This window comes from Arthrobacter sp. GmRoot5-12 (assembly GCF_059739365.1).
In genome coordinates, this window is the sequence record NZ_AP046056.1 from 4,223,682 (window position 1) to 4,248,049 (window position 24,368).

At 67.2% G+C, this 24,368-nt stretch carries 22 protein-coding genes; 9 read left to right on the top strand and 13 right to left on the bottom strand.

The features are described 5' to 3' along the window. Positions 1 to 13 precede the first annotated feature (13 nt). The 7 genes from AC6JAM_RS19600 to AC6JAM_RS19630 all read right to left on the bottom strand — a co-directional run bounded on the left by AC6JAM_RS19600 (position 14) and on the right by AC6JAM_RS19630 (position 6,873). Positions 14 to 622 (bottom strand): hypothetical protein, encoded by a 609-nt coding sequence (locus AC6JAM_RS19600; protein ID WP_497935597.1) that lies wholly within the window; start codon positions 620 to 622, stop codon positions 14 to 16. After that, positions 612 to 914, bottom strand: a complete 303-nt coding sequence (locus AC6JAM_RS19605; protein WP_056390189.1) for a hypothetical protein — start codon at positions 912 to 914, stop codon at positions 612 to 614. Before AC6JAM_RS19605 ends, AC6JAM_RS19600 begins: the two co-directional genes overlap by 11 nt. 137 nt (positions 915 to 1,051) lie before the next feature. Then, positions 1,052 to 1,567, bottom strand: a complete 516-nt coding sequence (locus tag AC6JAM_RS19610) for a flavin reductase family protein (RefSeq protein ID WP_018770991.1) — start codon at positions 1,565 to 1,567, stop codon at positions 1,052 to 1,054. Positions 1,568 to 1,777: 210 nt separating this feature from the next. Next, positions 1,778 to 2,716 carry a 5'-3' exonuclease gene (locus AC6JAM_RS19615; protein WP_134165385.1) on the bottom strand — a complete coding sequence of 313 codons (939 nt, stop codon included), beginning with the start codon at positions 2,714 to 2,716 and terminating at the stop codon, positions 1,778 to 1,780. A gap of 61 nt (positions 2,717 to 2,777) precedes the next feature. Continuing rightward, positions 2,778 to 3,395 (bottom strand): dihydrofolate reductase family protein, encoded by a 618-nt coding sequence (locus AC6JAM_RS19620; RefSeq protein ID WP_377204693.1) that lies wholly within the window; start codon positions 3,393 to 3,395, stop codon positions 2,778 to 2,780. A 74-nt stretch (positions 3,396 to 3,469) separates the two neighbouring features. After that, the gene (locus AC6JAM_RS19625) at positions 3,470 to 5,470 is read right to left on the bottom strand and encodes a vWA domain-containing protein (RefSeq protein WP_497935599.1); all 2,001 of its coding nucleotides are present in this window, start codon (positions 5,468 to 5,470) and stop codon (positions 3,470 to 3,472) included. 14 nt (positions 5,471 to 5,484) lie between these two features. After that, the gene (locus AC6JAM_RS19630) at positions 5,485 to 6,873 is read right to left on the bottom strand and encodes a sigma 54-interacting transcriptional regulator (RefSeq protein ID WP_018770995.1); all 1,389 of its coding nucleotides are present in this window, start codon (positions 6,871 to 6,873) and stop codon (positions 5,485 to 5,487) included. 159 nt (positions 6,874 to 7,032) lie between these two features. On the opposite strand from AC6JAM_RS19630, the gene AC6JAM_RS19635 reads away from it, so the two are divergent. Both AC6JAM_RS19635 and AC6JAM_RS19640 read left to right on the top strand, forming a co-directional pair. Further along, positions 7,033 to 7,665: an MSMEG_4193 family putative phosphomutase gene (locus AC6JAM_RS19635; RefSeq protein ID WP_142073092.1), complete on the top strand. Its 633-nt coding sequence runs from the start codon at positions 7,033 to 7,035 to the stop codon at positions 7,663 to 7,665. A 25-nt stretch (positions 7,666 to 7,690) separates the two neighbouring features. Beyond that, positions 7,691 to 8,425, top strand: a complete 735-nt coding sequence (locus AC6JAM_RS19640; RefSeq protein ID WP_268003105.1) for an SCO1664 family protein — start codon at positions 7,691 to 7,693, stop codon at positions 8,423 to 8,425. Between the two features lie 36 nt (positions 8,426 to 8,461). On the opposite strand, the gene AC6JAM_RS19645 is transcribed toward AC6JAM_RS19640, so the two are convergent. Continuing rightward, the gene (locus tag AC6JAM_RS19645) at positions 8,462 to 9,202 is read right to left on the bottom strand and encodes an SGNH/GDSL hydrolase family protein (protein ID WP_018770998.1); all 741 of its coding nucleotides are present in this window, start codon (positions 9,200 to 9,202) and stop codon (positions 8,462 to 8,464) included. 226 nt (positions 9,203 to 9,428) lie between these two features. Between AC6JAM_RS19645 and AC6JAM_RS19650 the strand changes: the two genes are divergently transcribed. Continuing rightward, positions 9,429 to 10,229, top strand: coding sequence for an MBL fold metallo-hydrolase (locus AC6JAM_RS19650; protein ID WP_497935603.1), 801 nt, complete (start codon positions 9,429 to 9,431; stop codon positions 10,227 to 10,229). 47 nt (positions 10,230 to 10,276) lie between these two features. On the opposite strand, the gene AC6JAM_RS19655 is transcribed toward AC6JAM_RS19650, so the two are convergent. After that, the gene (locus tag AC6JAM_RS19655; protein WP_497935604.1) at positions 10,277 to 11,101 is read right to left on the bottom strand and encodes a DUF1206 domain-containing protein; all 825 of its coding nucleotides are present in this window, start codon (positions 11,099 to 11,101) and stop codon (positions 10,277 to 10,279) included. Positions 11,102 to 11,285: 184 nt separating this feature from the next. Between AC6JAM_RS19655 and AC6JAM_RS19660 the strand changes: the two genes are divergently transcribed. The 5 genes from AC6JAM_RS19660 (at position 11,286) to AC6JAM_RS19680 (ending at position 17,137) form a co-directional block, all read left to right on the top strand. Next, positions 11,286 to 13,886: an excinuclease ABC subunit UvrA gene (locus tag AC6JAM_RS19660; RefSeq protein ID WP_497935984.1), complete on the top strand. Its 2,601-nt coding sequence runs from the start codon at positions 11,286 to 11,288 to the stop codon at positions 13,884 to 13,886. A 27-nt stretch (positions 13,887 to 13,913) separates the two neighbouring features. Continuing rightward, entirely contained in the window at positions 13,914 to 14,759 is an 846-nt protein-coding gene (locus AC6JAM_RS19665; protein WP_497935605.1) for an SDR family NAD(P)-dependent oxidoreductase, read from the top strand. Between the two features lie 127 nt (positions 14,760 to 14,886). Beyond that, positions 14,887 to 15,186 carry a hypothetical protein gene (locus AC6JAM_RS19670; protein ID WP_043425306.1) on the top strand — a complete coding sequence of 100 codons (300 nt, stop codon included), beginning with the start codon at positions 14,887 to 14,889 and terminating at the stop codon, positions 15,184 to 15,186. A 266-nt stretch (positions 15,187 to 15,452) separates the two neighbouring features. Then, positions 15,453 to 16,886 carry a flotillin family protein gene (locus AC6JAM_RS19675; protein WP_497935606.1) on the top strand — a complete coding sequence of 478 codons (1,434 nt, stop codon included), beginning with the start codon at positions 15,453 to 15,455 and terminating at the stop codon, positions 16,884 to 16,886. A gap of 8 nt (positions 16,887 to 16,894) precedes the next feature. Then, complete coding sequence (locus tag AC6JAM_RS19680; RefSeq protein WP_056390165.1) at positions 16,895 to 17,137, top strand: NfeD C-terminal domain-containing protein; 243 nt, start codon at positions 16,895 to 16,897, stop codon at positions 17,135 to 17,137. Positions 17,138 to 17,169: 32 nt separating this feature from the next. On the opposite strand, the gene AC6JAM_RS19685 is transcribed toward AC6JAM_RS19680, so the two are convergent. The 4 genes from AC6JAM_RS19685 to AC6JAM_RS19700 form a co-directional block, all read right to left on the bottom strand. Further along, a complete protein-coding gene (locus tag AC6JAM_RS19685; protein ID WP_497935608.1) occupies positions 17,170 to 18,201 on the bottom strand; it encodes an aldo/keto reductase in 1,032 nt (343 codons plus the stop codon). 15 nt (positions 18,202 to 18,216) lie between these two features. Next, entirely contained in the window at positions 18,217 to 19,110 is an 894-nt protein-coding gene (locus AC6JAM_RS19690) for an SMP-30/gluconolactonase/LRE family protein (protein ID WP_134165392.1), read from the bottom strand. Between the two features lie 99 nt (positions 19,111 to 19,209). Next, positions 19,210 to 21,345 (bottom strand): bifunctional polysaccharide deacetylase/glycosyltransferase family 2 protein, encoded by a 2,136-nt coding sequence (locus AC6JAM_RS19695; protein ID WP_497935610.1) that lies wholly within the window; start codon positions 21,343 to 21,345, stop codon positions 19,210 to 19,212. Positions 21,346 to 21,388: 43 nt separating this feature from the next. After that, a complete protein-coding gene (locus tag AC6JAM_RS19700) occupies positions 21,389 to 21,964 on the bottom strand; it encodes a ribosomal eL19 family protein (RefSeq protein ID WP_497935611.1) in 576 nt (191 codons plus the stop codon). A gap of 273 nt (positions 21,965 to 22,237) precedes the next feature. On the opposite strand from AC6JAM_RS19700, the gene AC6JAM_RS19705 reads away from it, so the two are divergent. After that, complete coding sequence (locus AC6JAM_RS19705) at positions 22,238 to 24,310, top strand: acyltransferase family protein (RefSeq protein WP_497935612.1); 2,073 nt, start codon at positions 22,238 to 22,240, stop codon at positions 24,308 to 24,310. Positions 24,311 to 24,368 lie beyond the last annotated feature (58 nt).

Here is a 24,368-nt window from a genome sequence, read left to right on the forward strand (position 1 = left end):
TTTGCCGCTGCGGTCAGGGCTTGCCCTGGCCTTTGCCCTTGCCTTTGGCTTCCTTCGCGGTGTCCTGATGCTCCGGCCCGGGGGCCTGCGGAGCGGAGTCTGCCGGGACCGGCGCCGGAGCGACGGCCGGAACGGCGGGTTCCACGGGAGCGGCTTGGTTCTGCCCGGTGCCGGCAAGGGCAGGGTCTGGCGAAACGGCGCCCGGCGCTGTGTCAGGGGATGCTGCCGCGGACGCTGCTGCCACCTGCGTGGCGAGATCTGTCCGGACCACCGACAGTGCATTCTCGATGCTCCGGTACCGCGATGCCGAAAGCCGGCCATTTGCTGCCGCATCGCCCAGGTCCTTCTCGAGGGCCTGCAGGGCAGCCAGCGCCCCATCCATCCTGTTCTCGGCGGCGGCCTGGCTGATACTCAGCACCCGGATCTGGAAACCGCGCAGGACGTTTTCGTCTGCATCCCCGGAACGGATGCCGGAGGCGCCGGCAACCAGCGCCGCCGCAACGACGGCGCAGCACAGGAGCATCAGGGCACGGACTCCGCGGCGACGCCGGGGTGCGGGATGCGGGGCGCGTTGCTCAGGAGTCAGCACCGGGTCCGCCGGTGCCTGCGCCTCAAGCGGCATGCCTGCCCCGCAGCGGGACTGCGGAGGCGGTCCGGACGGGGAGTACAGTCACGGAGGCGAGCTCCGCTGCCGGGGGTGCCACGGGAGCGCTCCGCCGCTGGGATCCTGGCCGGGCCAGGAGATGCCGGATGCCGATGCGCAGTCCGGTGGCGAACAACAGGCCGATCCCCACTCCGAGGAGCACGTGCCCGGCCAGATAGTGCTGCGCGGCTCCCGGGCCGCGTTCTGCCGCCACCGCCGCACCGCCAACGGTCAGCACCAGTGACAGGGCCGTACCGAAAATTGCGCCCATAGCTCCTGCTCCCATCCCATTTAATCAGCAAGCTTACTAGTAATGCTCAGCAAGCTTACTACTGGATGGAGCTAAAGCAAGGGCACGGAGGCGGGGTCCCGGGGCATCGGCAATGCCCGGTGGATTGGGCGCGCCAGTCAGCCGGCCGCTTCGAGCAGGCGCTCCGCGGGGGCGAGTCCTGCATACCGGCCCTTGAAGAACAGCAGGGGTTCGGCGTCGTTCCGGGCACTGAGGTGCCGCACGGCAGCCACCGCAATGGTGTGGTCGCCGCCGTCGTATTCTGCATGGAGTTCGCAGTCCAGCCAGGCGAGCGCGTCATCCAGCACCGGGTTCCCCAGGGGCGAGGATGCGTGGCTGACGCCGGCGAACTTGTCCGTCCCTGATCGCGCGAACTGGCCCGCGAGGTGCTGGTGTTCGGCCGGAAGGATGTTGATGGTGAAGGACCCGGCCCTTCTCAGTGCAGGCCAGGTGGTCGATGTCCGCGCCGGGCTGAAGGTGACCAGCGCCGGCTCCAACGAAAGGGATGCGAAGGACTGGCAGGTGAACCCGGTGGGCCCATCGGGGGTGGAACCCGTAATGATGGTCAGGCCGCTGGCAAACGTGCCGAAAATGTCCCGGAGCCGGCGCGGAGCAAGATCTGAAGTGACTGTCATGGAAATGGCCTCTCATCTGGATCGTTACCTCACCAAACCATCAGCAAATCGGCTCATTCAAGCCGCCTGAAACGCACCGACCCGCGGCGAAACGAATTGTCATGCCCGTACTTCCGGCGTCATCGGCGCGTGGCTTCAGGGACGCTGACGTGTCGTTGTTTGACGCAACAGAAGGACGTAACCAGCACTGGCCGGTCGGGACGGCCCCGGTTAAGGCCGCAGGTCCAGCGCGGCCAGCAGCCGGCGGACCGAGCCGCCCAGGTTCCACTCGACGCCCAGCTGCTCCAGTTCCGCGCGCCGGTCGCCCGTGACGGGCTGCAGGCGGGCGCCCGCCTGGTCCAGGGTGGGAAGCTCCAGGTTCCGCACCAGGCGTACGACGGCGGGGGCTGCTTCCAGGTACGCGGAGGCAGCGGAGAGCTTGGCCCGGACAGGTGCCGACACGCCCGTGCCCGGCTCGTCAGCAGCCGCCAGCAACCCTTCGAGGGTTCCGTACTTCAGCAGCAGCGACGCTGCCGTCTTCTCGCCGATGCCCGCCACTCCGGGCAGGCCGTCGGAGGCGTCTCCGCGGAGTGTGGCGTAGTCGGCATACTGCTGGGGCAGCACCTTGTATTTGGCCACCACGGTTTCTTCCGTGATGACTTCGAGGTTCTTCATGCCGCGGGCGGTGTAAATCACCCGGACACCCCGTTCGTCGTCGCACACCTGGAACAGGTCGCGGTCACCCGTGACCACGTCCACCGGGAAGCCGGCATGGCTCGCATAGGTGCCAACGACGTCGTCGGCCTCGTGGTGTGCCGCGCCCACAATGGCGATGCCGGCCAGCTCCAGCACGCGGCGGATCATCGGCAGCTGCGCCTGGAGGCCCTCCGGAACCACCTCGATGTCGGCGCCGCCGGAAACTGCCTCGGCCACCCGGTGGGCTTTGTAGGTGGGGATCAGGTCCACCCGCCACTGCGGCCGCCAGTCGTCGTCCCAGCAGGCCACCAGGTGGGTGGCGTGATAGTCGGTGCTGAGCCTGGCGATCATGTCCAGCAACCCGCGGACCGCGTTGACCGGCGTTCCGTCCGGGCGGCGGATGCTGTCCGGCAGGCCGTAAAAGGCGCGGAAGTACAGGGAGGCAGTATCGAGCAGCATGAGTCGCCGGGGCATACCTTGATCCTGACACGGAATCGGCCGCCGGGGCAGCAGCGGCTGGCAGTTGCCGAGGGTTTTACGGTTCGCCGGTGAGCGGCGGGCGGTCGATGACGCGGGGGATGTACTCGAGCAGCTGCAGGCGTCCGTCGAAAATCCTGCTGTCCACCATTTCCAGGGCGACGTCCGGATAGCCGTCATAGATGCGTTCACGTCCGGTACGTCCGGTGATCAGGGGGAAGACGACCAGCCGGAACCGGTCCACTAGACCCGCTGCCACCAGGGAACGGCAGAGGCTGAGGCTGCCGAGGGTGCTTAAGAGTTCGTCGTGGGTCCGCTTCATCTGCCGGACGGCCTCGACCGCGTCCCCGGCCACCAGTTCGGAGTTCGGCCAGCGGAGGGGTGCGGCCAGGCTGGAGGAGAACACCACTTTGGGAACGGCGGCAAGACCCGTCAGGGAGGTGCTTTCGTCCTGCGAATATCCCGTGCCCCCGGCGGCAGCATCTTCCGACATCCCCGACATGAGGCGGTAGGTGTTGGCCCCCATCAGGTAGGTACGGTCCCCTCCGGCCTCCTGCTGCAGCCAGGCCAGATATTCAGGACCTTCCAGGCCCCACCAGCCAGGCCATCCCTCGCCCGAGGCGAAGCCGTCCAAAGTGATGATCATGTCCACCATCAACTGGCTCATGGCGGCCATGGTATTCCCGCCCGCGAAGCCCGGCAAGGGACCAGTGACCCGGACTCACGGACCAGCCCGGACCGCAGAACCGGTCAGAACCAGTCGCCGTCGGCGTAGGCGCTGCGGACGTGCGCCCGGAGGTACTCCCCCACCACCGCGGCACCCAGGTCCCCCACCTCCGGCGCCACGACCCTGCCGTCAACGCGCTGCGCCATCCGCCGGATGAAGCGCTCCAGGCCGGGGTCGTTGCCCAGGCGGAAGAACGTGGTCTGGACGCCCGAACGGCCAAGCCGGTCCAGTTCGGCAACGGTGGCGCGGATGGTCCCGGCGTCCGGCGGCCAGTTGAACCAGGAGTCCCCGTCCGGCAGCAGGTGCGCCGTCGGTTCGCCGTCGGTGACCACCAGCAGCACGGGCTGCATGGAGGGGTGCCGGCGGAAAAAGCGCCCCGCCAGCAGCAGGCCGTGGTGCAGGTTGGTGCCCTGTTCGCGGAGGGCCGGCAGGGCCGTGAGTTCCCCGATGTCCATGGACTGCGCGTAGCGGCCGAACGTGATCAGCTGCAGCCTGTCGCCGCGGAACCGGGTGGAGACCAGGTGGTGCAGTGCCAGCGCGGTCCGCTTCATGGGAACCCACCGACCCTCGGCAGCCATGGAGAAGGAAACGTCCACCAGCAGGACAACGGCGGCCTGGGTACGGGCCTCGGTCTCGCTCACTTCGATGTCGCCGACGGCGAGCCGCAGTCCGCGGGCCGGATCGCCGCCGTCGGCCATGGTGCGCCGGATGGCGTTGGTCATGGTGCGGGTAACGTCCCAGGGCTCGGCGTCCCCGAACTCCCATTGGCGGCTGGAACCCGTTTGTTCCCCGGCGGCCCCGGCCACCCTGGTGTCACGGTTCCCCTGGCGCCCGGAGAGCTGCCTGGCGGTGTCCCGCAGCAGTGATTTCCCCAGTCTGCGCATTGCCTGCGGTGACAGCCGCAGGTCGCCGTCGGCACCGCGCCGCAGGTAGCCGCCGTCCTGCATGGCGCGCTCGATCTCGGCAAGCGTGCGCGCACTCACGGCTGCGTTCTCGCCCAGCTGACGGGCAAGGGCATCAAGGTCAAGGTCATCAAGCCGGGAGCCGTTGTAGGACTGGGACAGTTGCTCAGACAGTTCGTCAAGCTCGGCGATGTCCTGCAGGACACCTGTCCCGTCACCCAGCCCCAGGCCTTCCTGTCCTTCGAAGCGTTCCGATCCCGTCCAGTCCTCCCCGGGACGCAGCGCCTGCAGGGTGGCGTCGAGCTCGCTGAGCTGGGCCATCAGCTCAGGAGAGCCGAAGGCCTGGGCCGACAACCGCATCAGCTCCTCACGCTGTTCCGGGGACATGGACTGCAGGAGCCGCTGGGCTGCGGCGGCCCGCTGCGCCAGGGCATCCACCAGTTCCTCGACCGATTGCGGATTCTCCGGAAAGAACTGGCCGTGCCTGGCCATGAACTCCTGGAAATCGGCTTCCGTGTCCTCGCCCCGCCGGTGTTTGCCCAGCAGCTCATTGAGGTCCCGGAGCATTTCGTTGACTGCCTCGCGGTCCTCATCAGTGGCGCTTTCCAGAGCCTGCTTCATGCCGGCGAACCGCTGTTCCAGGACCTCCCGGCCCAGCAGGTCCTTGATCCGGTCGTACGCTTCCCTGGCCGCGCTTGACTGCCAGTCGTAGGACGCAAGCTCGTTGACGGCCGCCGCTGTGGAGGGCGGCAGGTTCTGCAGCTGCATCTCGCGGAAGGCGCGTTCGGTGTTGTCCATCATGGCGCCCCGTGCCAGCTGCTTGCGCTCCTCCAGGATGGCGGTGTCCAGGAGTTTCTTCACTTCATCCAGGGTGCCGTCCAGCCGGTGGCGGCTGAGCAGATCACGGCGCCGCTGCTGGACGCGCCGGGCGAGATCGTCCAGTCCGTCGCGGTTCCGGCCGCCGCGCCGCAGGAACTCCTGCAGGGCATGGCGGGGCGAGTAGCCTTCCATCACGTCCTGGGCGACGGCTTCGAGCGCCTCCGCCAGGTCAACCGGCGGGGCCAGCGGGTCCGGACCGCCGGTGTACCGGCCGTACCTTGCGGACCGCTTGTGGATGGCCATGGTGCCTCCCGTGCCTAGCCGTAAATGGTTTCCTCGTCGTCGGATTCCTTGGAGATCCGCCGTCCGAGGTACAGGCCTTCGAGCGCCAGTTCGACGGCGGCTGCCCGCTGCCCGTCATTCGTCGCACCCAGGCGCCGGCCGATTTCGTCATACAGGCCTGATCCGTTCAGGGCCGGGAGGTTGCCGAGGAACTCCTTCGCCGTGACCTGCTCCCCGGTGGTGACGGTCCGGTGGCCGTCCAGGGCAGCCACGAGCGGACCCATGTCCAGGCCCTGGAAGTGCGCCCTGACAGCTTCGGCGGTGGCGGTGCGCAGGAGGTGGTCCAGGACGCCCTGTTCGCGTCCTTCCTCGCCCGATTCGAACTCAAGCTTCCCGGTCAGGACTTCCACGGCGGGCTCCAGGTCAATGATCCGGGCCACGGCCTGGTCCTCGCCCCGCAGGCTTGACCTCCGCAGCGCGGCCGCGGCCACCGTCTCTGCCCCCGCGATGGCGAACCGGGCGGAGACGCCGGATGTTTGGTTGATGGCCGGAGACTGCCGCAGCGCCCGGGTATAGCGGGCCAGGATCTCCAGGATGAAGGGAGGAACGTCCGCCACCAGCCGGCCCTCCTGCCGGATGACCGAGACCTCGTCCTCCAGTTCAATTGGGTAATGGGTCCGGATCTCGGCGCCGAAGCGGTCCTTCAAAGGGGTGATGATCCGGCCCCGGTTGGTGTAATCCTCCGGGTTGGCGGACGCGACCACCAGCACGTCCAGCGGCAGCCGCAGGACGTAGCCGCGGATCTGGATGTCGCGTTCCTCCATGACGTTGAGCATCGCCACCTGGATGCGCTCGGCCAGGTCCGGCAGTTCGTTGATGGCGATGATGCCGCGGTTCGAGCGGGGAATGAGCCCGTAGTGGATGGTCTCGGGGTCTCCCAGGCGGCGGCCTTCGGCGACGCGCATCGGGTCCACGTCGCCAACCAGGTCGGCCACCGAGGTATCCGGCGTCGCGAGCTTTTCCACGTAGCGCTCGGACCGGTGACGCCAGGCGATCCGGAGCCGGTCCCCTTCGGTCAGGGCCCGGGCGCGGGACTGTTCGGTAATCGGTTCAAAGGGGTGTTCGTTCAGCTCCGAATCCTCGATCACCGGCGACCACTCGTCCAGCAACCCGGCCAGGGTACGGAGCAGGCGGGTTTTGCCTTGCCCCCGTTCACCCAGCAGGACAATGTCATGCCCCGCAATCAGGGCCCGCTCCAGCTGCGGAATCACGGTCCGGCCGAAGCCGTACAAACCCGGCCAGGGGTCGCGCCCCGCAGCCAGGGATGCGAGGAGATTGTCGCGGATCTCGTGGCGCAGGTCCTTGTGGACATGGCCTGCCGCACGCAGTTCACCAACGGTAAAGATATCGGGGCGATCAGTCACCCCTCTACGGTAGTCCCCGCCCTGCGGCTAATCGAGAGTTTCCTCCAGATTCCTCGAAGCAGCGTGACGATGCGGCGTGGCCGGCCATGGGAGCCAGCCGGCGTCCCGGCCCGTGCCGGCGGGGCGCAGGCAGGCAGCGGGGCGTTAGGCTGGTTGCTGATGACTGCTGAGAGTACGTTGATCCTCCTGGTGCGGCACGGCGAAACACCCACCACGGGTACTGTCCTGCCCGGCAGGGCCCCGGGACTGCACCTTTCCGAGCGCGGCCGTGCCCAGGCGGACGCTGTTGCCGAACGCCTTTCCGGCCTGCCCGTCCAGGCCATCTACTCCTCTCCCCTGGAGCGTGCAAAGGAAACCGCGGAACCTGCGGCGGCACGGACAAGCATGGCGGTGACGGAAGAACCCGGACTTCTGGAGTGCGACTTCGGTGACTGGACCGGCGCCGCGCTCGCCGGCCTTGCGGGCCTGCCGGAGTGGCAGACCGTCCAGCACAATCCGTCGGCCTTCCGGTTCCCCAACGGAGAGGGCTTTTCCGGGATGCAGGCCCGGATGGTCGGCACCCTGGAGAACCTTCGCGCAGCCCACCGGGGCGGCGTGGTGGTGTGCTTCTCCCACGCGGACCCCATCAAGGCGGCCGTGGCCCACGCCCTGGGCACCCATCTGGACCTTTTCCAGCGGATCATGATCAGCCCGGCGTCGGTCTCCGCGATTTCCTACGTGGACGGCCGGGCGCCGGCCGTGCTCACGGTGAATTCGACGTCGGAACCCCTGAGCGGGCTGAGGTCGCCGTGATGCCGCGCGGAGTGTCATCGGATGGATGGCCGCGGGACGCGGCCGCACGGGGCATGTGGTGTCCGGCCGGGAACTGACCCTCCTTAACGAGGGCCGCGTGGAACTGCTGGGCCGCATCATGAGCGGCAGCAACGCCACCTTCCTGGTGGAGGTTTCCTGCGCGGATGAGTCCGCCTGGGCGGTCTACAAGCCCGAAGCCGGGGAACGGCCGCTCGCGGATTTCGACGCCGGCCTGTACCGCCGGGAACGCGCAGCCTATCTGCTCAGCGAAGCACTGGGGTGGGGCATCGTTCCGCCAACAGTTGTCCGATCGGACGCGCCGCTTGGGGTGGGCTCCCTGCAGTGGTTCGTCGAAGGGGACCTCGAGGAGCACTACTTCACCCTCTACGCCGACTCGCCCGGGACCCACGCCGCGTTGGCCCGGATCGCCCTGTTCGACTACGTGGCAAACAATACGGACCGGAAGAGTGGGCACGTACTGCGCAGCACTGACGGCCACATCTGGGGAATCGACCACGGCCTGTGTTTCTCTGCCGCGTTCAAGCTGCGCACCGTGATCTGGGACTTCGCCGGCGACCCCATTCCGGACGACTTGCTTGAGGACATCAGTCCCCTGGCCACCACGGTGCCTGCCGATGTGGCCGGGCTCCTCGACCACGCCGAAGTGGCAGCCCTCCGGCGGCGCGTCCAGCGCCTGCTTCAGGACAAGGTACTTCCCGTTGACCACACGGGCATGCGCTACCCGTGGCCCTTGATCTGAGTCAGCTGCGCCGGGAAATCCCGGTCCGGCCGGCGCTCACTGGGCCTCCGGACGGCCTTGCGCTGCGGCCGCGGCCGGGGCCGCCTGCTCCAGGTAGGCGCCGATGTGCTCCAGCAGGTAATGCTGTCCCAGCACCGTGGGGTGGTCGCCGTCCGGGCCGATGAGGTCGTCAAAATCGTCGCTGATCCAGCCCTCGGCGATGGGGTCCACGAACTCCCCGCCTGCCTGCCGGGCAGCGGCCCTTAGCTGGTCGCTGATGTCCACGAGGGCGGGGTCCGGGGTTGCAGAGTACGACGGCGGCCCCACCACGATGATCTTCGCTTCCGGGGCAAGGGCTTCCGCACGGTCCATCGCGGCCAGGGCGGCGCCGCCAACGTCTGCGGGCGCAAAGCCAAGGTCATTCTCTGAACCGAAAAAGACCACGATGCCGGTGTCCGGTGTCACGAAGTCTTCGACCTCGGTGCCGAAAGTTCCGTCAAGATCACCTGTGCTGAGGTAGCCGCTGCCATTCTCGGCGGCGTTGACAACCTCCAGGCCGGCGCCCAGCGGGTCCTTGCGCATCAATGCCGGCCACGCCTGCTGCGGCGAAGTGCCGTGACCGGTGCTCAGCGAGTCCCCCACTACCACTACGCGGACCGGCGCGGCGGCGGCCGGGGGCTGGGTGGGGGCCGTACTCCCTGAGGTTATGGCCAGGACCAGGCCAACTGCTCCCGCCGCTATCACGCGGCCGGGATGCCGGTACACAGGATGTCCCTGAAGCAGCACGCCGTGGTGCATCGGTCCACCTCCTGCCAGCAAATCGTCGCGGGCCGGAGGCGGCTGCGCGCCGCCAATCCGTCCCCTGTCCGTATCCCATCGTAGGCAATGGTGGGAATACTGTAGGGCCAAGGTGACCAGGATCAAAGGATGCACAGCGACTGCACAGGAACTTTAGGGGCATTAGGTATCCCTGGGCTTGGGCCGCATCCGCCATATGCGGCTGCCTGCGGCTACTCTTTTACCCGTGCAGCAGCAAACCGCGGGGTGGGACCCCGCAACCAGACTTTCCGAGCAGGCACCCGGCGTGTATTTCGCTGAAGGGCCGGCGTCCAACTGGATAGTGGTGCGGGACGGCACGGGATTCATCCTCATTGACAGCGGATATCCCGATGACCGCCGCCATGTCATCGCGTCGCTGCGCCATCTGGGCCTGGAACCTGCGGACGCCCTTGCCCTGCTGGTCACGCACGGCCACGTGGACCATACCGGCTCCGCGGCATTCTTTTCCGAGTCCTTCGGGACCCCTGTCCTGTGCGCTCCCGCGGAGTTGGCGCATGTGCAGGGGAAGGAGAAGCACCAAGTCACCCTGGGCCAGGTCCTCAGGCGAGCGTGGCGGCCGCGTGTGTTCCGCTGGATGGTGCACGCCATCAGGGCCGGCGCGCTGGCGGCCAGGCCCGCGACGCAGGCGGAGGCCTGGGACGACGCCACACTCAAAGCCCTGCCGGGCAGCCCTGTTGCCATCTCCGTGCCCGGGCATACGCCCGGCAATGCAGCAATCCTTCTTCCGGCTGCGGGTGCCATCGCCGTTGGAGATTCGTTTGTCAGCGGCCACCCGATCAGCCGGACGTCCGGTCCGCAGATGCTGCACGCGATGTATCACTCAGACCGGGCCGCGGCGCTGGCCTCCGTGCGGACCCTGGCCGGCGTTGATGCCCCGGTTGTCCTGCCCGGCCACGGGCCGGCCCTGCGCATCCAGCTGGACGAAGCGGTAGCCGGCCTGGTCAGCCAGGCCGGCTCGGCAAGTCCGGGCGGGCGCCGTAAGTAAGGCCGCATCCGGGCATCCCGGTCCCGGAAGGGGCCCAGGGGCACAAGCTAGAACTTTCCGTACCGTGCCCGGGCCATGGAGTACACCCCGTAACAGATGAGCCCTGCGGCGATGGCGCCCAGCAGGAACACCCCATAAGGCTGCGAGCCCAGGGTCTTCAGCCCGCCGTCCAGGCCGGAGGACTTGGAAGGGTCGGCAGTTGCGGCCGCCACGATGATCAGCACGCCAACGACGGCGAGCACCACGCCTTTGGCTGCGTAACCGACTGTTCCGAGCCACTTGACGGCGGTCCGGGCGTTGCCCGGGTCCTGCAGGTCCTTCATGAACTTCCGGGTGATGCCGCGGTAGGCGTAATAGACGCCGGCGCCGATGATTGCCAGCCCCACCGCTATCACAAGAACCACGCCTGCGGGCGCTCCCATGAGCTTTGCCGTGAAGTCACTGGCGGACTGGCTGGAGTTCTTGCTGCCCCCGGAGGCGAAGACGGCGAAGGTGAAGGCAAGGAAACCGAAGACCACGGCCTTTCCCCCGGCGCTGGCGGCAGCCTTCAGCTTCTTCTTGGAGTCTGTCTCGGAGCGCGCCCCAATAAACGCCTCACTGAGCATCCACAGGGCAAGCGCAGCGCAGGTCACCGCCCCGACCCACAGCAGGATGCCGCCGCCGGGCTTGGAAGCCAGGGATCCGATCGCCCCGGACTGGTCGGCTTCACCACCCTGGCCCCGGTCCACCTGCAAGGCGATGGCTCCGATCAGGATGTGGACCAAACCGATGAAGACAAATCCGGCACGGGCCAGAATACGGACCGCGGGGCTGCGGCTCGCCGACGCGGCCTCGGATACTGCCTTGTTCGCTCCCTGCGACGCGTTGCCCATGGCCGGCCCTTCCTCAATATGTAGTTGGTCTTCTGTCCCCGGTCGGCGTCCCCCGCCTGCCTGCGTCACGGAATGCTTTAGTGTAAATCCGTCCGCGCTGTCCTGACAGGTCCCCTCAAGTTCCGGCCAGGCACGGTTGGCCACTACAGTCGAAGCGGTGCATGCCAAACAGAACGCTGAGCAACTGACCTCGCTGGACCTCCCGGGTTTTACGGCCGACCAGGCCGAAGACGGCTTCGTCCGGGTGCGGGGCGCCCGGGAGAACAACCTGCGCAACGTCAGCGTGGATGTGCCGCGGGATGCCATTGTGGCGTTCACTGGAGTATCGGGCTCCGGCAAGTCGTCCCTGGCCTTTGGCACGATCTACGCCGAGGCACAGCGCCGGTTCTTCGAGTCCGTCGCGCCATATGCCCGCCGGCTCATCCAGCAGGGCCACAACCCCAAGGTGGAGCAGATCACCGGGCTGCCGCCCGCCGTCGCCCTCCAGCAGCGCCGGGGCACAGCCACTTCCCGGTCCACGGCAGGGACCGTCACCACGCTCTCCAATTCGCTGCGCATGCTGTTCTCCCGCGCCGGCAGCTATCCCGCCGGAGCTCCCCCGTTGGACTCGGACGCTTTCTCCCCCAACACCGCGGCAGGCGCCTGCCCGGAATGCCATGGCCTTGGCACCGCCCACACCGTCACTGAAGCATCACTGGTTCCGGATCCGTCACTGAGCATCCGCGACGGCGCGATCGCCGCCTGGCCCGGCGCCTGGCAGGGCAAGAACCTGCGGGACATCCTGGCCCACCTGGGCTACGACGTCGACACCCCCTGGCGGGAACTGCCGAAAAAGGACCGCGACTGGATCCTGTTCACCGAGGAACAGCCCGTGGTGGAAGTGACGCCGCAGCGGGACCGCGTGGCCAAGCCGTACAAGGGCCGGTTCTGGAGCGCCCGGAGCTACGTGATGCACACACTGCTCGATTCCAAGAGCCCCGCCATGCGGGAGAAGGTGCTGCGCTTCATGGAAACCGGACCGTGCCCGCGGTGCGGCGGAACGGGGCTTCGGCCCGAGGCCCTTGCGGTGACCTTCGCCGGGCACACCATCGCCGGGCTCAATGCCGTGCCCATGACCGAACTGGCGGAGATCATCCGCCCCACCACCCTGCTGGCCACGGCAGGGACGGCATCGCGGAAGCAGTCATCCGAATCCAACGAAGTGGCCGTGGCCATCACCCGGGACCTGCTGCAGCGCATCAGTGTGCTGTTGGATCTTGGCCTGGGCTACCTGGCGCTGGGCCGGGCCACGCCAACGCTCTCGCCGGGCGAGATGCAGCGGCTCCGGATTGCCACCCAGCTCCGGTCCGGGCTGTTCGGGGTGATCTATGTGCTGGACGAACCGTCGGCCGGCCTGCACCCCGCCGACGCCGAACCCCTCCTGGCTGTGCTGGACCGGTTGAAATCATCCGGAAACTCCGTGTTCGTGGTGGAACACAACATGGATGTGGTCCGGCGTGCCGACTGGCTGGTGGATGTTGGTCCCCGGGCCGGCGAAGACGGCGGGCAGGTGCTCTACAGCGGGCCCGTTGAGGGCCTCGACGCCGTGGCAGGGTCGGTGACCCGGCCGTTCCTGTTCCCAAACGGTTCAGCAGGGTCAGTGGACGACGGCGGCGCCGCCGGGGGTGCGCCGCGGAAACCCTCCGGGTGGCTGGACCTGCGCGGCATCAACCGGCACAACCTGCGGAACCTGGACGTGGCCTTTCCGCTTGGTGTCCTGACAGCCGTCACCGGCGTATCCGGCTCGGGAAAGTCCACCCTGGTCAGCAAGGTCCTGGCGGACGTCGCCGGCACGTCCGGGCCAGCCGGCGACGACAACCTTGAACCAGGTGACGAGCCCGGCGCGGACCGTGACGAAGAGGGTGTGGGCAGTGTGGGGCGGGTGTCCGGGCTGGAGCGGATCGACCGCACGGTAAAGGTGGACCAGAAGCCGATCGGCCGCACGCCCCGCTCCAACCTGGCAACATATACAGGCCTCTTCGATGCCGTCCGCAAGGAGTTCGCTGCCACCGGCGCCGCCAGGAGCCGGGGTTTCGGGCCAGGACGTTTTTCCTTCAACGTGGCCGGCGGACGGTGTGAAACATGCCAGGGCGAGGGCTTCGTCGCGGTGGAGCTGCTCTTCCTCCCCGGCAGCTACGGTCCGTGCCCCGAATGCAACGGCTCGCGCTACAACCCCGAAACCCTGGAGGTCACCTACCAGGGCAGGACCATTGCGGACGTGCTGGGAATGACGGTCAATGCCGCCGCCGGTTTCCTGGTGGGGGTTCCCGCCGCCGCGCGGTCCCTGCAGACACTCCAGGAAGTAGGCCTGGGCTACCTTCGCCTGGGCCAGCCCGCCACCGAGCTGTCCGGGGGTGAGGCGCAGCGCATCAAGCTGGCCACCGAGCTGCAGCGCGCCCGCCGCGGCCACACGCTGTACCTGCTGGACGAGCCCACCACGGGACTGCATCCGGCCGATGTCGAACTCCTGATGGCGCAGCTCAACCGCCTGGTGGACGCCGGCAACACCGTGATCGTGGTGGAACACGCCATGGATGTGGTTGCGGCCGCGGACTGGGTGATGGACCTGGGACCGTCCGGAGGCGACGCCGGCGGGAAGCTCGTCGCCGCCGGCCACCCCGCCGCCGTCGCACGTTCAGCCAACAGCCGCACAGCGCCCTACCTGGCAGCCGCCCTCCGGGACCGGAAGGCCGGGGACGGAACGGTAGCGGGCAACGCCCTTGCCCCGGACCGCGCAGAGGCGTAGGACGGAGGAATGCGTTCCCGGCCGGCCATGCCCCCTCACACTGTGCTCCAAGGCAGGGTGGCGGTGGTGACCGGCTCCAGCCGCGGGCTGGGGTTTGCCATGGCCCGGGTGCTGGGCCTGCATGGCGCGGTGGTGGTGCTGGCATCCAGATCGGACGACGACGTTGCTGCGGCCGTCGGGCGTCTGCGCCTGGAAGGCATCGCGGCGGACGGAAGACGCTGCGACACCGGCGACCCGGCGGACGTTGACGCACTCCGCGACATGGCCCTCAGCCGTGGGACGCTGGACATCTGGGTCAACAACGCCGGCACGCCAGGGGTCTACGGACCGACGGCATCGACGCCCGTGGCTGACTTCACACGGGTGGTGCGGACCAACATCCTGGGCACTTTCCACGGTGCCAGGGCTGCCCTGCCGGTGTTCCTGGAGCAGGGCCATGGTGACCTTGTGAACCTCTACGGCCAGGGTGACCGCGGTCCCGTGGCGCTGCAGAACGCCTATGCATCAAGCAAGCGGTGGGTCCGCCAGTTTACGGAGACGCTTCGGCTGGAAACCAAAGGTACGGGGGTCCGGGTGCACGGCATGAATCCCGGCCTGGTGAAGACGGCCCTCCTGGGAAAGGTCGCGTCCCAGGCCGGGTACGAACAGCGTCTCGGTGCACTGCAGGTGGTGGTGGGCCTGTGGGGGCAGAGTGCCGACCAGGCCGCTCAGCCAATCGTGAAGCTGGTGACGTCCGACAAAGCGGAATACCGGTTCCTGACCACGAGGCGGCTGGTGACCCACGGGCTGCACAACGTCCTCGCCGGCCGCCTGCGGCGGACAAACAGGATGCCCCTGGAGGTCACCGTGGTGGACACAGACCTGGAGCCGTGACAGGGCCGCTCCCCCTCCCCGTTGCGCGCCCGCGCGCCGTCAGGGAACCGAGACCTTGCCAATACAGGCTTGTGACGCGGAACACACTATGCTCGACAGCACCATCGGGATCGCGGGAAGAGGCACCATGAGCATCGACACTGAGGTTGGGTCCATCCACAGCACCGGGGATGCAGCGCTGGTCACCGCGGCAGCGAATGCCATCACCACAGCCGTTGCCACCGCCATGCAAAGCGTCCTGGAACGTCACGCAGCCTACAATTGGGTCTGGACCGACGAAATCCGCTGCCGGGGGTGCGGAGCCAGCCTGCCAATACCGTACCTTTCCAGCACACGGGCCAATGCCGACCTCGTCTTCGAGGCCCACCGGTCCGCGGAAGTCGGAACCCTCCTGGCCACGGGTTCGGAGTCCCCGAACCGCCGCTGACCGGTCGCAGCGGCACCCACGGACCGGCACTCTCCTGCCGGACGCCTGGCCGCACCCTTCCGGCATCTGCCAGGCGCCGCCGTCGTACGCCCTTCATCGTTGCTGCAGGCAAATATCGGCCCGGCTCTGGACTCTTGACCGGGGCCCAACGAGACTGGCTACAACAGCTGGCCAGGCGCAGATTCCGAAGGGTCGGACAAATGGCCGGCTGCATTCATTGGGGTTTTACCGTGAAGCGATTTTCGCGGCATTGAAAGGACCTGGCCATGCCGGACTTTGCACCGTTCTTCCCGTTAATTTCCACTGTTTTGGGCGTACTTGTTGCCATTGCCTTCATTTGGGTGGCGACGAAGCTCATGTGGAAGGTGGCTGAACCCAACGAGGCCCTGATCATCTCCGGACTGACCCGGGGAACCCTTGAGACCCGGGCCGGAATGGACTTCAAGATTGTGACCGGCAAAGGCGCCCTGGTCCTTCCCGGCCTCCAGACGGTGCGGACCCTGTCGCTGACACTGAACGAAACCGAGCTCAAGGTTTCCTGCGTGACGTCACAGGGTATCCAGGTCATTGTGGAGGGCGTCGTCATTTACAAAATAGGTGACGCACCGCCGTTCATTGCAAATGCGGCCCGCCGTTTCCTGGGCCAGCAACCCAAAATGGAAAGCCAGGTCTACAACGTCTTTGAGGGCCACCTCCGCTCCATTATCGGCAGCATGACCATGGAGGAGATCATCCGCGAGCGGGACAAGCTTGGGTCCCAGGTCCGCAGCGCCAGCGGAGTGGAGATGGAGAAGCTGGGCCTGGTGGTGGACTCGCTGCAGATCAAGGACCTGCAGGACCCAACCGGCTACATCCAGAACATCGCCAAGCCGCATATTGCGCAGGTAAAGATGGAGGCCCGGATTGCCGAGGCCACCCGCAACCGGGAAGCGGCGGAGAAGGAGGCGGAGGCTGCGGCCCTGATCGCGGACGCGCAGAGCGTTTCGGCAATCCGGCAGTCCGTGGCGCAGGCCAACGCGGAACGCGCCAGGGCGAACGCAGCCCAGGCCGGGCCACTCGCAGAGGCCACGGCCCGGCAGCAGGTGGTGGTCCAGGAAACCGAAGTTGCCAAGCTTGAGGCGGACCGTGAGGAGCAGAAGCTGCAGACCAGTGTCCGCAAACCCGCTGATGCGAAGGCCTACGCCAAACGCACCGATGCTGAAGGCCAGAAGGCGGCGGACATCAGCGCCGCCGAGGCGCTGGCACGCCGCACCGAGCTCGAGGCGCAGGCGAACGCGCGGCGCACGGAACTCCAGGCCCAGGCAAATGCCACCGCAGCTGCCGCCGCAGCCGGAGCAACCAAGGTCACCGGCGAGGCTGAAGCCGCCGCCACCAGGGCCAAAGGCGACGCCGCGGCGTCCGCAATCAAGGCCAAGGCGCTGGCCGAAGCGGACGGCATCAAGGCCCGGGCCGAAGCGCTGGGCACCAACCAGGACGCCGTCATCTCCCAGCAGCTTGCCGAGAACATGCCCGCCATCATCGCCGCTGCAGCCGAGCCCTTCTCCCACGTAGGCAACATGACCGTCCTCAACGGCGGCGAAGGCGTCAACAAGATGCTGGGCGGCATCCTGGCACAGGCGGGCGACTACCTCCCTGTCCTGGCGTCAGCGCTCCGGAAGGGCGAAGACACCAAGCGTCCGCATAAGTCTGCCGGTGCTTAGGGCCGCACATGCGCAAGGACGTTGACCGGAGCCTGACGGGGAAGATCGGCCGGGTGACCGGGCGCATCGGCCCGGGCACCATCGGGGAAGTCATGCTGCCCTACCTCGGCGGCATCATGGCGTTCCACGCCCACCCGTTCGACAAAACCAGCGACTTCCCGGTGGGCAGCGAGGTGCTGGTGATCTACTACGAGCCGCCGCAAACGGTGTATGTGGACGAGCTGCCGGACGTGCTGAAGCACGCGGAGTAGGTCCTTTCACCGTGCCCTCGTTCGCGGTGTAGCTACCGCCCGCCCTCCATTTTCCGGCTGCGCTGTTCCTCAGCCATGGGTCCGTAGGGATAAACGCCGGCCTCTGGCTGGCTGGCCTGGGAAAGCCGGTCCACTTCATCGGCACTGAGCTGCAGTTCGGCGGCGGCGAGGTTGTCAGCGAGCTGTTCCGTGGTCCGCGCCCCCAGAATCACCGAGTTAACAGCCGGGCGGTCCGCCAGCCAGGCCAGGGCCACCTGGGACGGGCTCACGCCGTGGGCGTCGGCGATGTCCTGGACGGTGTCGATGACAGCCCACGTGCGCGGGTTCTCGTTGCGCGCCTGCCACGCCTCCATGCCGCGTTTGGGGTTTTCCCCGAGGCGGGTTGCACCGGTAGGCTGCTGGTCGCGCTTGTACTTGCCCGAGAGCCAGCCTCCGCCCAGGGGCGACCACGGCAGCAGGCCGATTCCTGCGTCGAGGGCTGCCGGAACGATCTCGAATTCGATGTCGCGGACCAGCAGGCTGTACTGGGGTTGCAGGCTGACGGGCGGGTTCCATCCCTGGTTGCGTGCAACGTGCACAGCCTTGGTCAGTTGCCAGCCAAGGAAGTTCGAGAAACCGTAGTAGGCGATTTTGCCGCGGCTCACAGCGTCGTCCAGGAAGCGGAGGGTTTCCTCCAGCGGGGTGATCGGGTCCCAAGCATGCATCTGGTACAGGTCGATCTGCTCCACGCCCAACCGGCGGAGGGAATCATCAAGGGCGCGGGTCAGGCGACGCCGTGAGGTTCCGACGTCGTTTGGTGCCGTCCCCATGGGAAAGCGCCCCTTCGTGGCGATCACCGCCCTGTCCCTCACGTCGGGGCGCTTGGCCAGCCAGCGGCCGATGACTTCTTCCGACACTCCCGCACTGTAGACGTCCGCGGTGTCGATGAAGTTGCCGCCCGCGTCGAAATAGCTGTCAAGGATGGCATGGGATGTCTCCTCCGTCGCCTCCGCGCCGAAGGTCATGGTTCCCAGCGCGTAACTGGTGACCACGGCGCCGCTGTGGCCAAGGGTTCGATGCTGCATGGCTTCTCCTCGTATTCAGTGGTTATGGGGCGGAAAGTGGCGGGCAGCCGCGTCCCTGGTGGTGGTACGGATCCGGTACAGGCTTGTGGTTGCCGTGATGTAGAGGTCCTGGCCGTCGGAACCGCCAAAGCACAGGTTCGAGACCGTCTCGGGCACTGGGAGGGTGTCCAGGAGTTCGAAGGACGGTGAGTAGACCCTTATGGACGGGCCGGCGGAGGTCCAGATCCTGCCTTCGACGTCCACCCTGAGGCCGTCGGCCGGGTGGCCGTCCTCAAGCTCGAGCGTCCCCGTCCTGGCGCTGCAGCGTCCCTCATGGACGTTGTACGTTGCGATCCGCAGCGGAACGCCATAGCGGGAACCGGCCGTATCCGCGACGTAAAGAACGGACTCGTCGGGCGAGAAGGCAAGCCCGTTGGGGTGCACCAGGTCGGTGATTTCGGCCGTCATCGATCCGGAATCCGGCTCGAAGCGGAAGACATGGCAGCCACCATATTCCTGCTCACCCTCGTGGCCTTCCCTTGTCCCCGGCAGAATTCCATAGGGCGGGTCCGTGAACCAGATGCTTCCATCGCGGGCGATGACCACGTCATTGGGTGAGTTCAGCCGGTGACCCTCGAAGGAATCCACCAGGCCCGTCACTATGCCTTCGCGGTCGCGCTCCACCCGGCGCTGCCCGTGGCTGCACTGGACCACGCTGCCGTCGGCGTCGAGGGTGCGGCCGTTGGTGAACTCGACGCCCACCGCGTAGTCCCGGGTGGCCCCGGTGGCGGGATTGAACTCGAGGATGCGGTTGTTCGGGATGTCGCTCCACCGCACGGTTTTCGAGGACGGCACCCACACGGGGCCCTCTGCCCAGACCGAACCCGTGAAAAGGCACTCGAGCCGGCCTGTGGTTAGTTCGTCAGCCAATGGAGCTCCTTTGCGTTCCAGGTACCTGCCGCCGGCTTGCCGGCAAGGGGACGGCGTCCCGGCCCGGGGGACCAGGGATCCCACAGGCCCGAACTTACCCTAGCCCTGGCGTTGGGTCTGCGGGACGCGCAGGCTGCCGTACCTTTCCATCCGGTGCCACCGAAGGTGCACTCCGGCCACTGCTGTGACGACGGCCTGGATGACCACCAGGTACATGAGCTGCCGGTAGACGAACTGCTGCAGGGGAAGCGTCCAGAGCGGGCCGAGCCGTTCCCTGTCGAGCCGGAACGCGTAAGCGGCCATAAGGAATTGAACCGCCAGGAACAGGAGCCACAGCACCCCGATCCGCAGGGGGTTAAGGAAGATCAGGCCGTACAGGGCAAAGACATCAACGACGGGCGCGAAGAGGGGAAGCAGTACCTGGAGGACAAACAGGTAGCCGAGCCCGCGCCGGCCGAGCTTCCCGGCCGCGCCTTTTTGCAGCACAGCCCCCCGGTGCTTCCACATAGCCTGCAGGGTGCCGTAGCACCAGCGGTACCGCTGGCGCCACAGGGCGCCGAGGGTTGCGGGCGCCTCCGTCCAGGCCCTGGCATCCTCCTGGTACACCACGCGCCAGCCGTCCCGGCACAGTGCCATGGTCAGGTCGGTGTCCTCAGCGAGCGTGTCATCGCTGACACCGCCGACGTTGCGGAGGGCCTCGATCCGGAAGGCCCCAATTGCCCCGGGAACGGTGGGCATGCATTCGGCGACGTCGAACAGCCTGCGGTCGAGGTTGAACCCGACAACATACTCGATGTGCTGCCACGCACCCAGGATGCCTCCCCGGTTGGCCACCTTGGTGTTGCCGGAGATCGCGCCCACGCGGGGGTCCGCGAAGGGCTGGATGAGGGCGCGGACTGTATTCGGTTCGAAAACGGTGTCACCGTCCACCATGACAACAAGGTCGTGGCCCGCGGCCTGGATTCCGGCGTTCAGGGCGGACGGTTTGCCGCCGTTCTCCTTGCGGATGACGGTCACGCCGGGCAGGCCGAGAGCCTCCACGATGTCGGCGGTCCCGTCGGTGGAGCCGTCGTCCACCACAATGACTTCCACCGGATGCGTGGAGGCAAGGATGGACCGGACCGCGGCTTCAATTCCGGCGGACTCGTTGTAGGCGGGGACAATCACCGTCACCGGTTCGATGACCGCCGGCCCCACCATCACGTCGACGCGGCGCCTGCCCCGACCAGGCGTGGGGAGGCGCCGCGCTGCGCGGCTGTGGCGGGCAGCGAAGAACATCACCAGGACGGCGCGCACGAAAGTCACGGCGCCGGCGGCAACGAGTCCCCACGAGATGGCCGTGACGACGAAGTCGCTGAGGCGGATGCCCCACACGAACGCAGAGCCGCGAACCTGTTCCACGCTGGATGCGGGGCGCATGCTGTCAATGCCCACCGCATCCCCGACCGTGGTGACGCGGTACCCCTGCTCCGAGAATCGGGAGAGGGCGGAGTCCAGCGCGGCGACGGACTGTTCCCTGTCGCCGCCGCCGTCATGCATGAGAACCACCTGCCCCTGCGGCCCGGACGGCGTGAGATTGTCCTCGATCGCTCCGGCGCCCGGCGTTTGCCAGTCCTTGCTGTCCATGCTGCTCAGCACGGTGAGGTATCCCTCATCCGCCAGCCCCCGCAGCGCGGACCACATGCTGTCCGTAATGGCCCCATTGCCAGCGGTGTAGGGCGGCCGCAGCAGGGACGCGGCCTGGCCGGTGACGCCCACAATCGCGTCCTGTCCGCCCTGCACCTCAAGTTCCCGGCGCCAGTCGGGAGCTGGGCCGAGGTCCGTGTGCGTCAGCGTGTGGACCCCCACTTCATGGCCTTCGGCCACGATGCGGCGCAAAAGATCCGGGTTGTCCACCGATGCGGAGCCCACGACGAAGAAGGTCGCATGGACATGGTGTTCCCGGAGGACGTCGAGGATGCGGGGCGTCCACAGGGGGTCAGGGCCGTCGTCGAACGTCAGGGCGACCGTCCAGTCCGGCGGCCTGACGGACGTTACGGTCCCGCCACGGGAATCCAGCACCGGGCCACCGTGGGAAACGGCATCCGGGACATTCCCGGCGGCCTGGTTCACGGGCACCTGGTCCACGCCGGCACCGCCCAGGTGGTGCAGGTATCCCTGCACCGCCAAAGCCAGCCCCAGCGCCATCAAGGTGGCCAGGAGGACGAACCAATGGGCCCTGACATTCGCGGGCACATTGCTCTTTGCGTTTCTGGTGCCCTTGTTCCGGAGGGTCATGTTACTGGCGGGAAGGGGCCGACGGCCGCATTGCCTGGCCCGGCGCAACACCGCTGGACCCCGGCGCAACACCGCTGGTACCCGGGGCCGTCCCGCTGGAGCCGGGGGCGGTTCCAGCGGCACCGGGAGCCGTCCCGCTCAGTCCGGGTTGAGTGGACGCAGCAGGAACCGGAGCAGCAACAGGGGCGGAAGTCGCGACGGCGGTACCGCCCACCGGGGGTGCGGCCGGTGCGGCGGCCAGGGCCACCGGCACTGCCGCCGGGGACTGCTCAACGGGCGGAGCGGCGGGGCCGGACAAGGCTGCGGCAGTGTGGGAATCAGCCGCTGGTGAAGACGGCGGAATTGACGGCTGGTCGTGGGGGCCTGCCGCGGCGGGAAGGGGCAGGAAGGGCGCGGAGACCCCGGAGCCGCCAATGAACGCGGCAAGCACCAGGACGACGTATCCGGCCACCAGCCCGAGAACCCCCAGGCCAATCAGCTGGACCCGCCGGAGGCGCCGTCCTGAGGCATCAACAAAAACGGGTCCGCGCGGGGAACCTGCGGGCAGCTGATCGGAAGTCTTCTCAGGGGCTTTCATCGAGCATCAACCTTAGGGGACCCGGATTGGCTACCACAAAACGCGGGCCCCCGGCCCCTGGCCAACGGCGGGGTGGAAATCCAGGGGCGGGCCGTCACCATTCCACCCCGGCGCCGGCAAAGGCGGGCACCACTTTGGCCGGTCAAAACGAAAACGGCGTTCGAGTGCCACAACCATGGCATTGGTGTCGGATAGAATCCCCTCTCGGCGAGTCCCACTCGCCTCGATACCCGCTAAAGGGCGGAGGTTGACAGCAGAATACAAGGGGAAGCAATGAGGCATGCCGCGGCTAAGGTCCGGGCGCACGGCACCAACGGCTCCGGGGCCAGACGGGACATCCAGGGCCTCCGCGCACTGGCCGTTGGGATCGTCGTTATCTACCATCTTCGGCCTGAAGCCCTCCCGGGCGGGTTCGTAGGAGTCGACGTGTTCTTCGTCGTCTCGGGCTTCCTCATCATCGGCTCCCTTGCCAGGGAAGCGTCAAAGAACGCGTCAATCTCCGTTCCCGAGTTCTACGCACGGCGCATCCGCCGCCTCTTTCCGGCGTCGGCCGTTGTTTTGGTTGCAGTCCTGGCCGGGGCAATCCTGCTGCTTGCCCAAAGCCGCTGGCAGAACATCTCCTCCGATGTCCTGTTCTCGCTGCTCCAGGTACAAAACTGGCATCAGGCCCTGTCCGCAGTCTCATACGCCGGCGCAACGCAGGAAGTGTCTCCCCTTCAGCACTTCTGGTCCCTTGCCGTCGAGGAGCAGTTCTACCTCGTCATCCCGTTCTTCTTCCTTGGCCTGATCTCCGCGGCGCTCGCCACAGGCAAGCCGCCCGGCCGCTTCATCGTCCCGGCGTTGTCCGTGACTGCCCTGGCGTCGTTCGTCTACAGCATCTACCTGAGCGACCATGAACACACCATCGCGTACTTTGCCACGACGACGAGGATCTGGGAACTCGCCGTCGGCGGGCTCGCCGCTCTCCTGCCGGCACTGCCGAAACCGTCCGGCCGGCTTGCAGCGGTCGGCGGGTGGCTGGGCGTCTCTGCCATCGTCGTCCCCGCTTTTCTCTTCAGTACTGACATTGCCTTCCCCGGCAGCATCGCCGCCATTCCAGTACTCGGGACCGCCATCCTCTTGCGCACTGGCCCTCCAGCAGCAGCCGTTCCGTGGTCCGCCTCCAGGTTCCTTGCCATCCGGCCCATGACGCTCGTCGGAGACGTGTCGTATTCCCTGTATCTGTGGCACTGGCCCGTCATCGTTTTCGCTGTCGCGCTGTTGGGCCGCACGCCACGCATCAGGGAAGCGCTGCTTCTCGCCCTGCTCAGTCTTGTCCTCGCGGTAGCCTCCTACCACCTGGTGGAACAGCGCTTCCGGCACCGCTCAGGGAATGCTGGCTGGAGCGTGTACCGCCGGACTTACGCGATGGCGCTGTGCGGCGCGATGGTGGTGTCCGTTGCAGCGTGGGCGCCGTGGCAGGTAATTGAGATTAAGCGCGCACAACTGTCGACCGAACTGTCGGACCACGATTACCCCGGCGCCCAGGCGTGGTCCACCCGCCCCGCGCCGGTACCTGCCGGCCTCCCCATCCGCCCTGATCCCTCGGTCGCCATGCAGGATGTACCTGCCACCAGCGCCGGCGCCTGCGGCGTTTATGACCCCGCAGTGGTGCCTGACACTGATTGCTGGTTCGGTTCGGTGGCACAGCAGGACGCGCCTGTTGTTGTGGTTGTCGGGGATTCACACGCCGGCCAGTTTGTTGACCCCCTCATTGCCGTATCCCGGAAGATCCCGCTGAGAATCCGCGCCCTGGTGCGGAACGGCTGCCCGTTTGCCTTGACTCCGCCGCGGTCCGAGACCACCCTCTACGCCAACTGTTCGAACCAAAATTCCATAACTGCCGAAAGAATCGCGGCAGGAAAACCGGACCTCGTCCTGGTTGCCGGGATGCGCGAGTCCGGTTACAGAAAGGCTCTTGGGTGGTCCTGGGCGCCGGATGCCCCGCTTGTCGAGGGTTATGTTCAGACCCTTTCCCGGCTGCGTGCTGCGGGACTGCGGGTCGCGGTCGTCGCGGACCTGCCGTATCCACAGGGCAACCCGGTGGAATGCATTCAAAAGTATGCCGACCACGGCGCTTGCGCCACGCCTGCCTCGGAGGCCCTTGCGGGCGGGGATGACGCGCTTGTTGGGGCGGCCCGCCGGGTTGGAGGCATTGAAATTGTTGACTTCTCCAGGCTCTTTTGCCGGGACGGCCTTTGCCCGGCTGTCATCGGGAACGTCTTGGTCTATCGGGACAACCACATGACCAATACCTTCGCGAAGTCACTGGGACCGGACCTCGCCGTCGCCTTACGCCTGGGGTAGGTGTCTGTTGCGGTTCCGGCAATCCCACAGACGGCGGCGGGGCCCGCTGACAGCCAGA

Excerpts from the sequence above, each read along its gene's own strand:
- AC6JAM_RS19600 (WP_497935597.1), bottom strand. The coding sequence starts at position 622 with ATGCCGCTTGAGGCGCAGGCACCGGCGGACCCGGTGCTGACTCCTGAG.
- AC6JAM_RS19605 (WP_056390189.1), bottom strand. The coding sequence starts at position 914 with ATGGGCGCAATTTTCGGTACGGCCCTGTCACTGGTGCTGACCGTTGGC.
- AC6JAM_RS19610 (WP_018770991.1), bottom strand. The coding sequence starts at position 1,567 with ATGACAGTCACTTCAGATCTTGCTCCGCGCCGGCTCCGGGACATTTTC.
- AC6JAM_RS19615 (WP_134165385.1), bottom strand. The coding sequence starts at position 2,716 with ATGCCCCGGCGACTCATGCTGCTCGATACTGCCTCCCTGTACTTCCGC.
- AC6JAM_RS19620 (WP_377204693.1), bottom strand. The coding sequence starts at position 3,395 with ATGGCCGCCATGAGCCAGTTGATGGTGGACATGATCATCACTTTGGAC.
- AC6JAM_RS19625 (WP_497935599.1), bottom strand. The coding sequence starts at position 5,470 with ATGGCCATCCACAAGCGGTCCGCAAGGTACGGCCGGTACACCGGCGGT.
- AC6JAM_RS19635 (WP_142073092.1), top strand. The coding sequence starts at position 7,033 with ATGACTGCTGAGAGTACGTTGATCCTCCTGGTGCGGCACGGCGAAACA.
- AC6JAM_RS19640 (WP_268003105.1), top strand. The coding sequence starts at position 7,691 with ATGGCCGCGGGACGCGGCCGCACGGGGCATGTGGTGTCCGGCCGGGAA.
- AC6JAM_RS19645 (WP_018770998.1), bottom strand. The coding sequence starts at position 9,202 with ATGCACCACGGCGTGCTGCTTCAGGGACATCCTGTGTACCGGCATCCC.
- AC6JAM_RS19655 (WP_497935604.1), bottom strand. The coding sequence starts at position 11,101 with ATGGGCAACGCGTCGCAGGGAGCGAACAAGGCAGTATCCGAGGCCGCG.
- AC6JAM_RS19665 (WP_497935605.1), top strand. The coding sequence starts at position 13,914 with ATGCCCCCTCACACTGTGCTCCAAGGCAGGGTGGCGGTGGTGACCGGC.
- AC6JAM_RS19670 (WP_043425306.1), top strand. The coding sequence starts at position 14,887 with ATGAGCATCGACACTGAGGTTGGGTCCATCCACAGCACCGGGGATGCA.
- AC6JAM_RS19675 (WP_497935606.1), top strand. The coding sequence starts at position 15,453 with ATGCCGGACTTTGCACCGTTCTTCCCGTTAATTTCCACTGTTTTGGGC.
- AC6JAM_RS19680 (WP_056390165.1), top strand. The coding sequence starts at position 16,895 with ATGCGCAAGGACGTTGACCGGAGCCTGACGGGGAAGATCGGCCGGGTG.
- AC6JAM_RS19685 (WP_497935608.1), bottom strand. The coding sequence starts at position 18,201 with ATGCAGCATCGAACCCTTGGCCACAGCGGCGCCGTGGTCACCAGTTAC.
- AC6JAM_RS19700 (WP_497935611.1), bottom strand. The coding sequence starts at position 21,964 with ATGAAAGCCCCTGAGAAGACTTCCGATCAGCTGCCCGCAGGTTCCCCG.
- AC6JAM_RS19705 (WP_497935612.1), top strand. The coding sequence starts at position 22,238 with ATGAGGCATGCCGCGGCTAAGGTCCGGGCGCACGGCACCAACGGCTCC.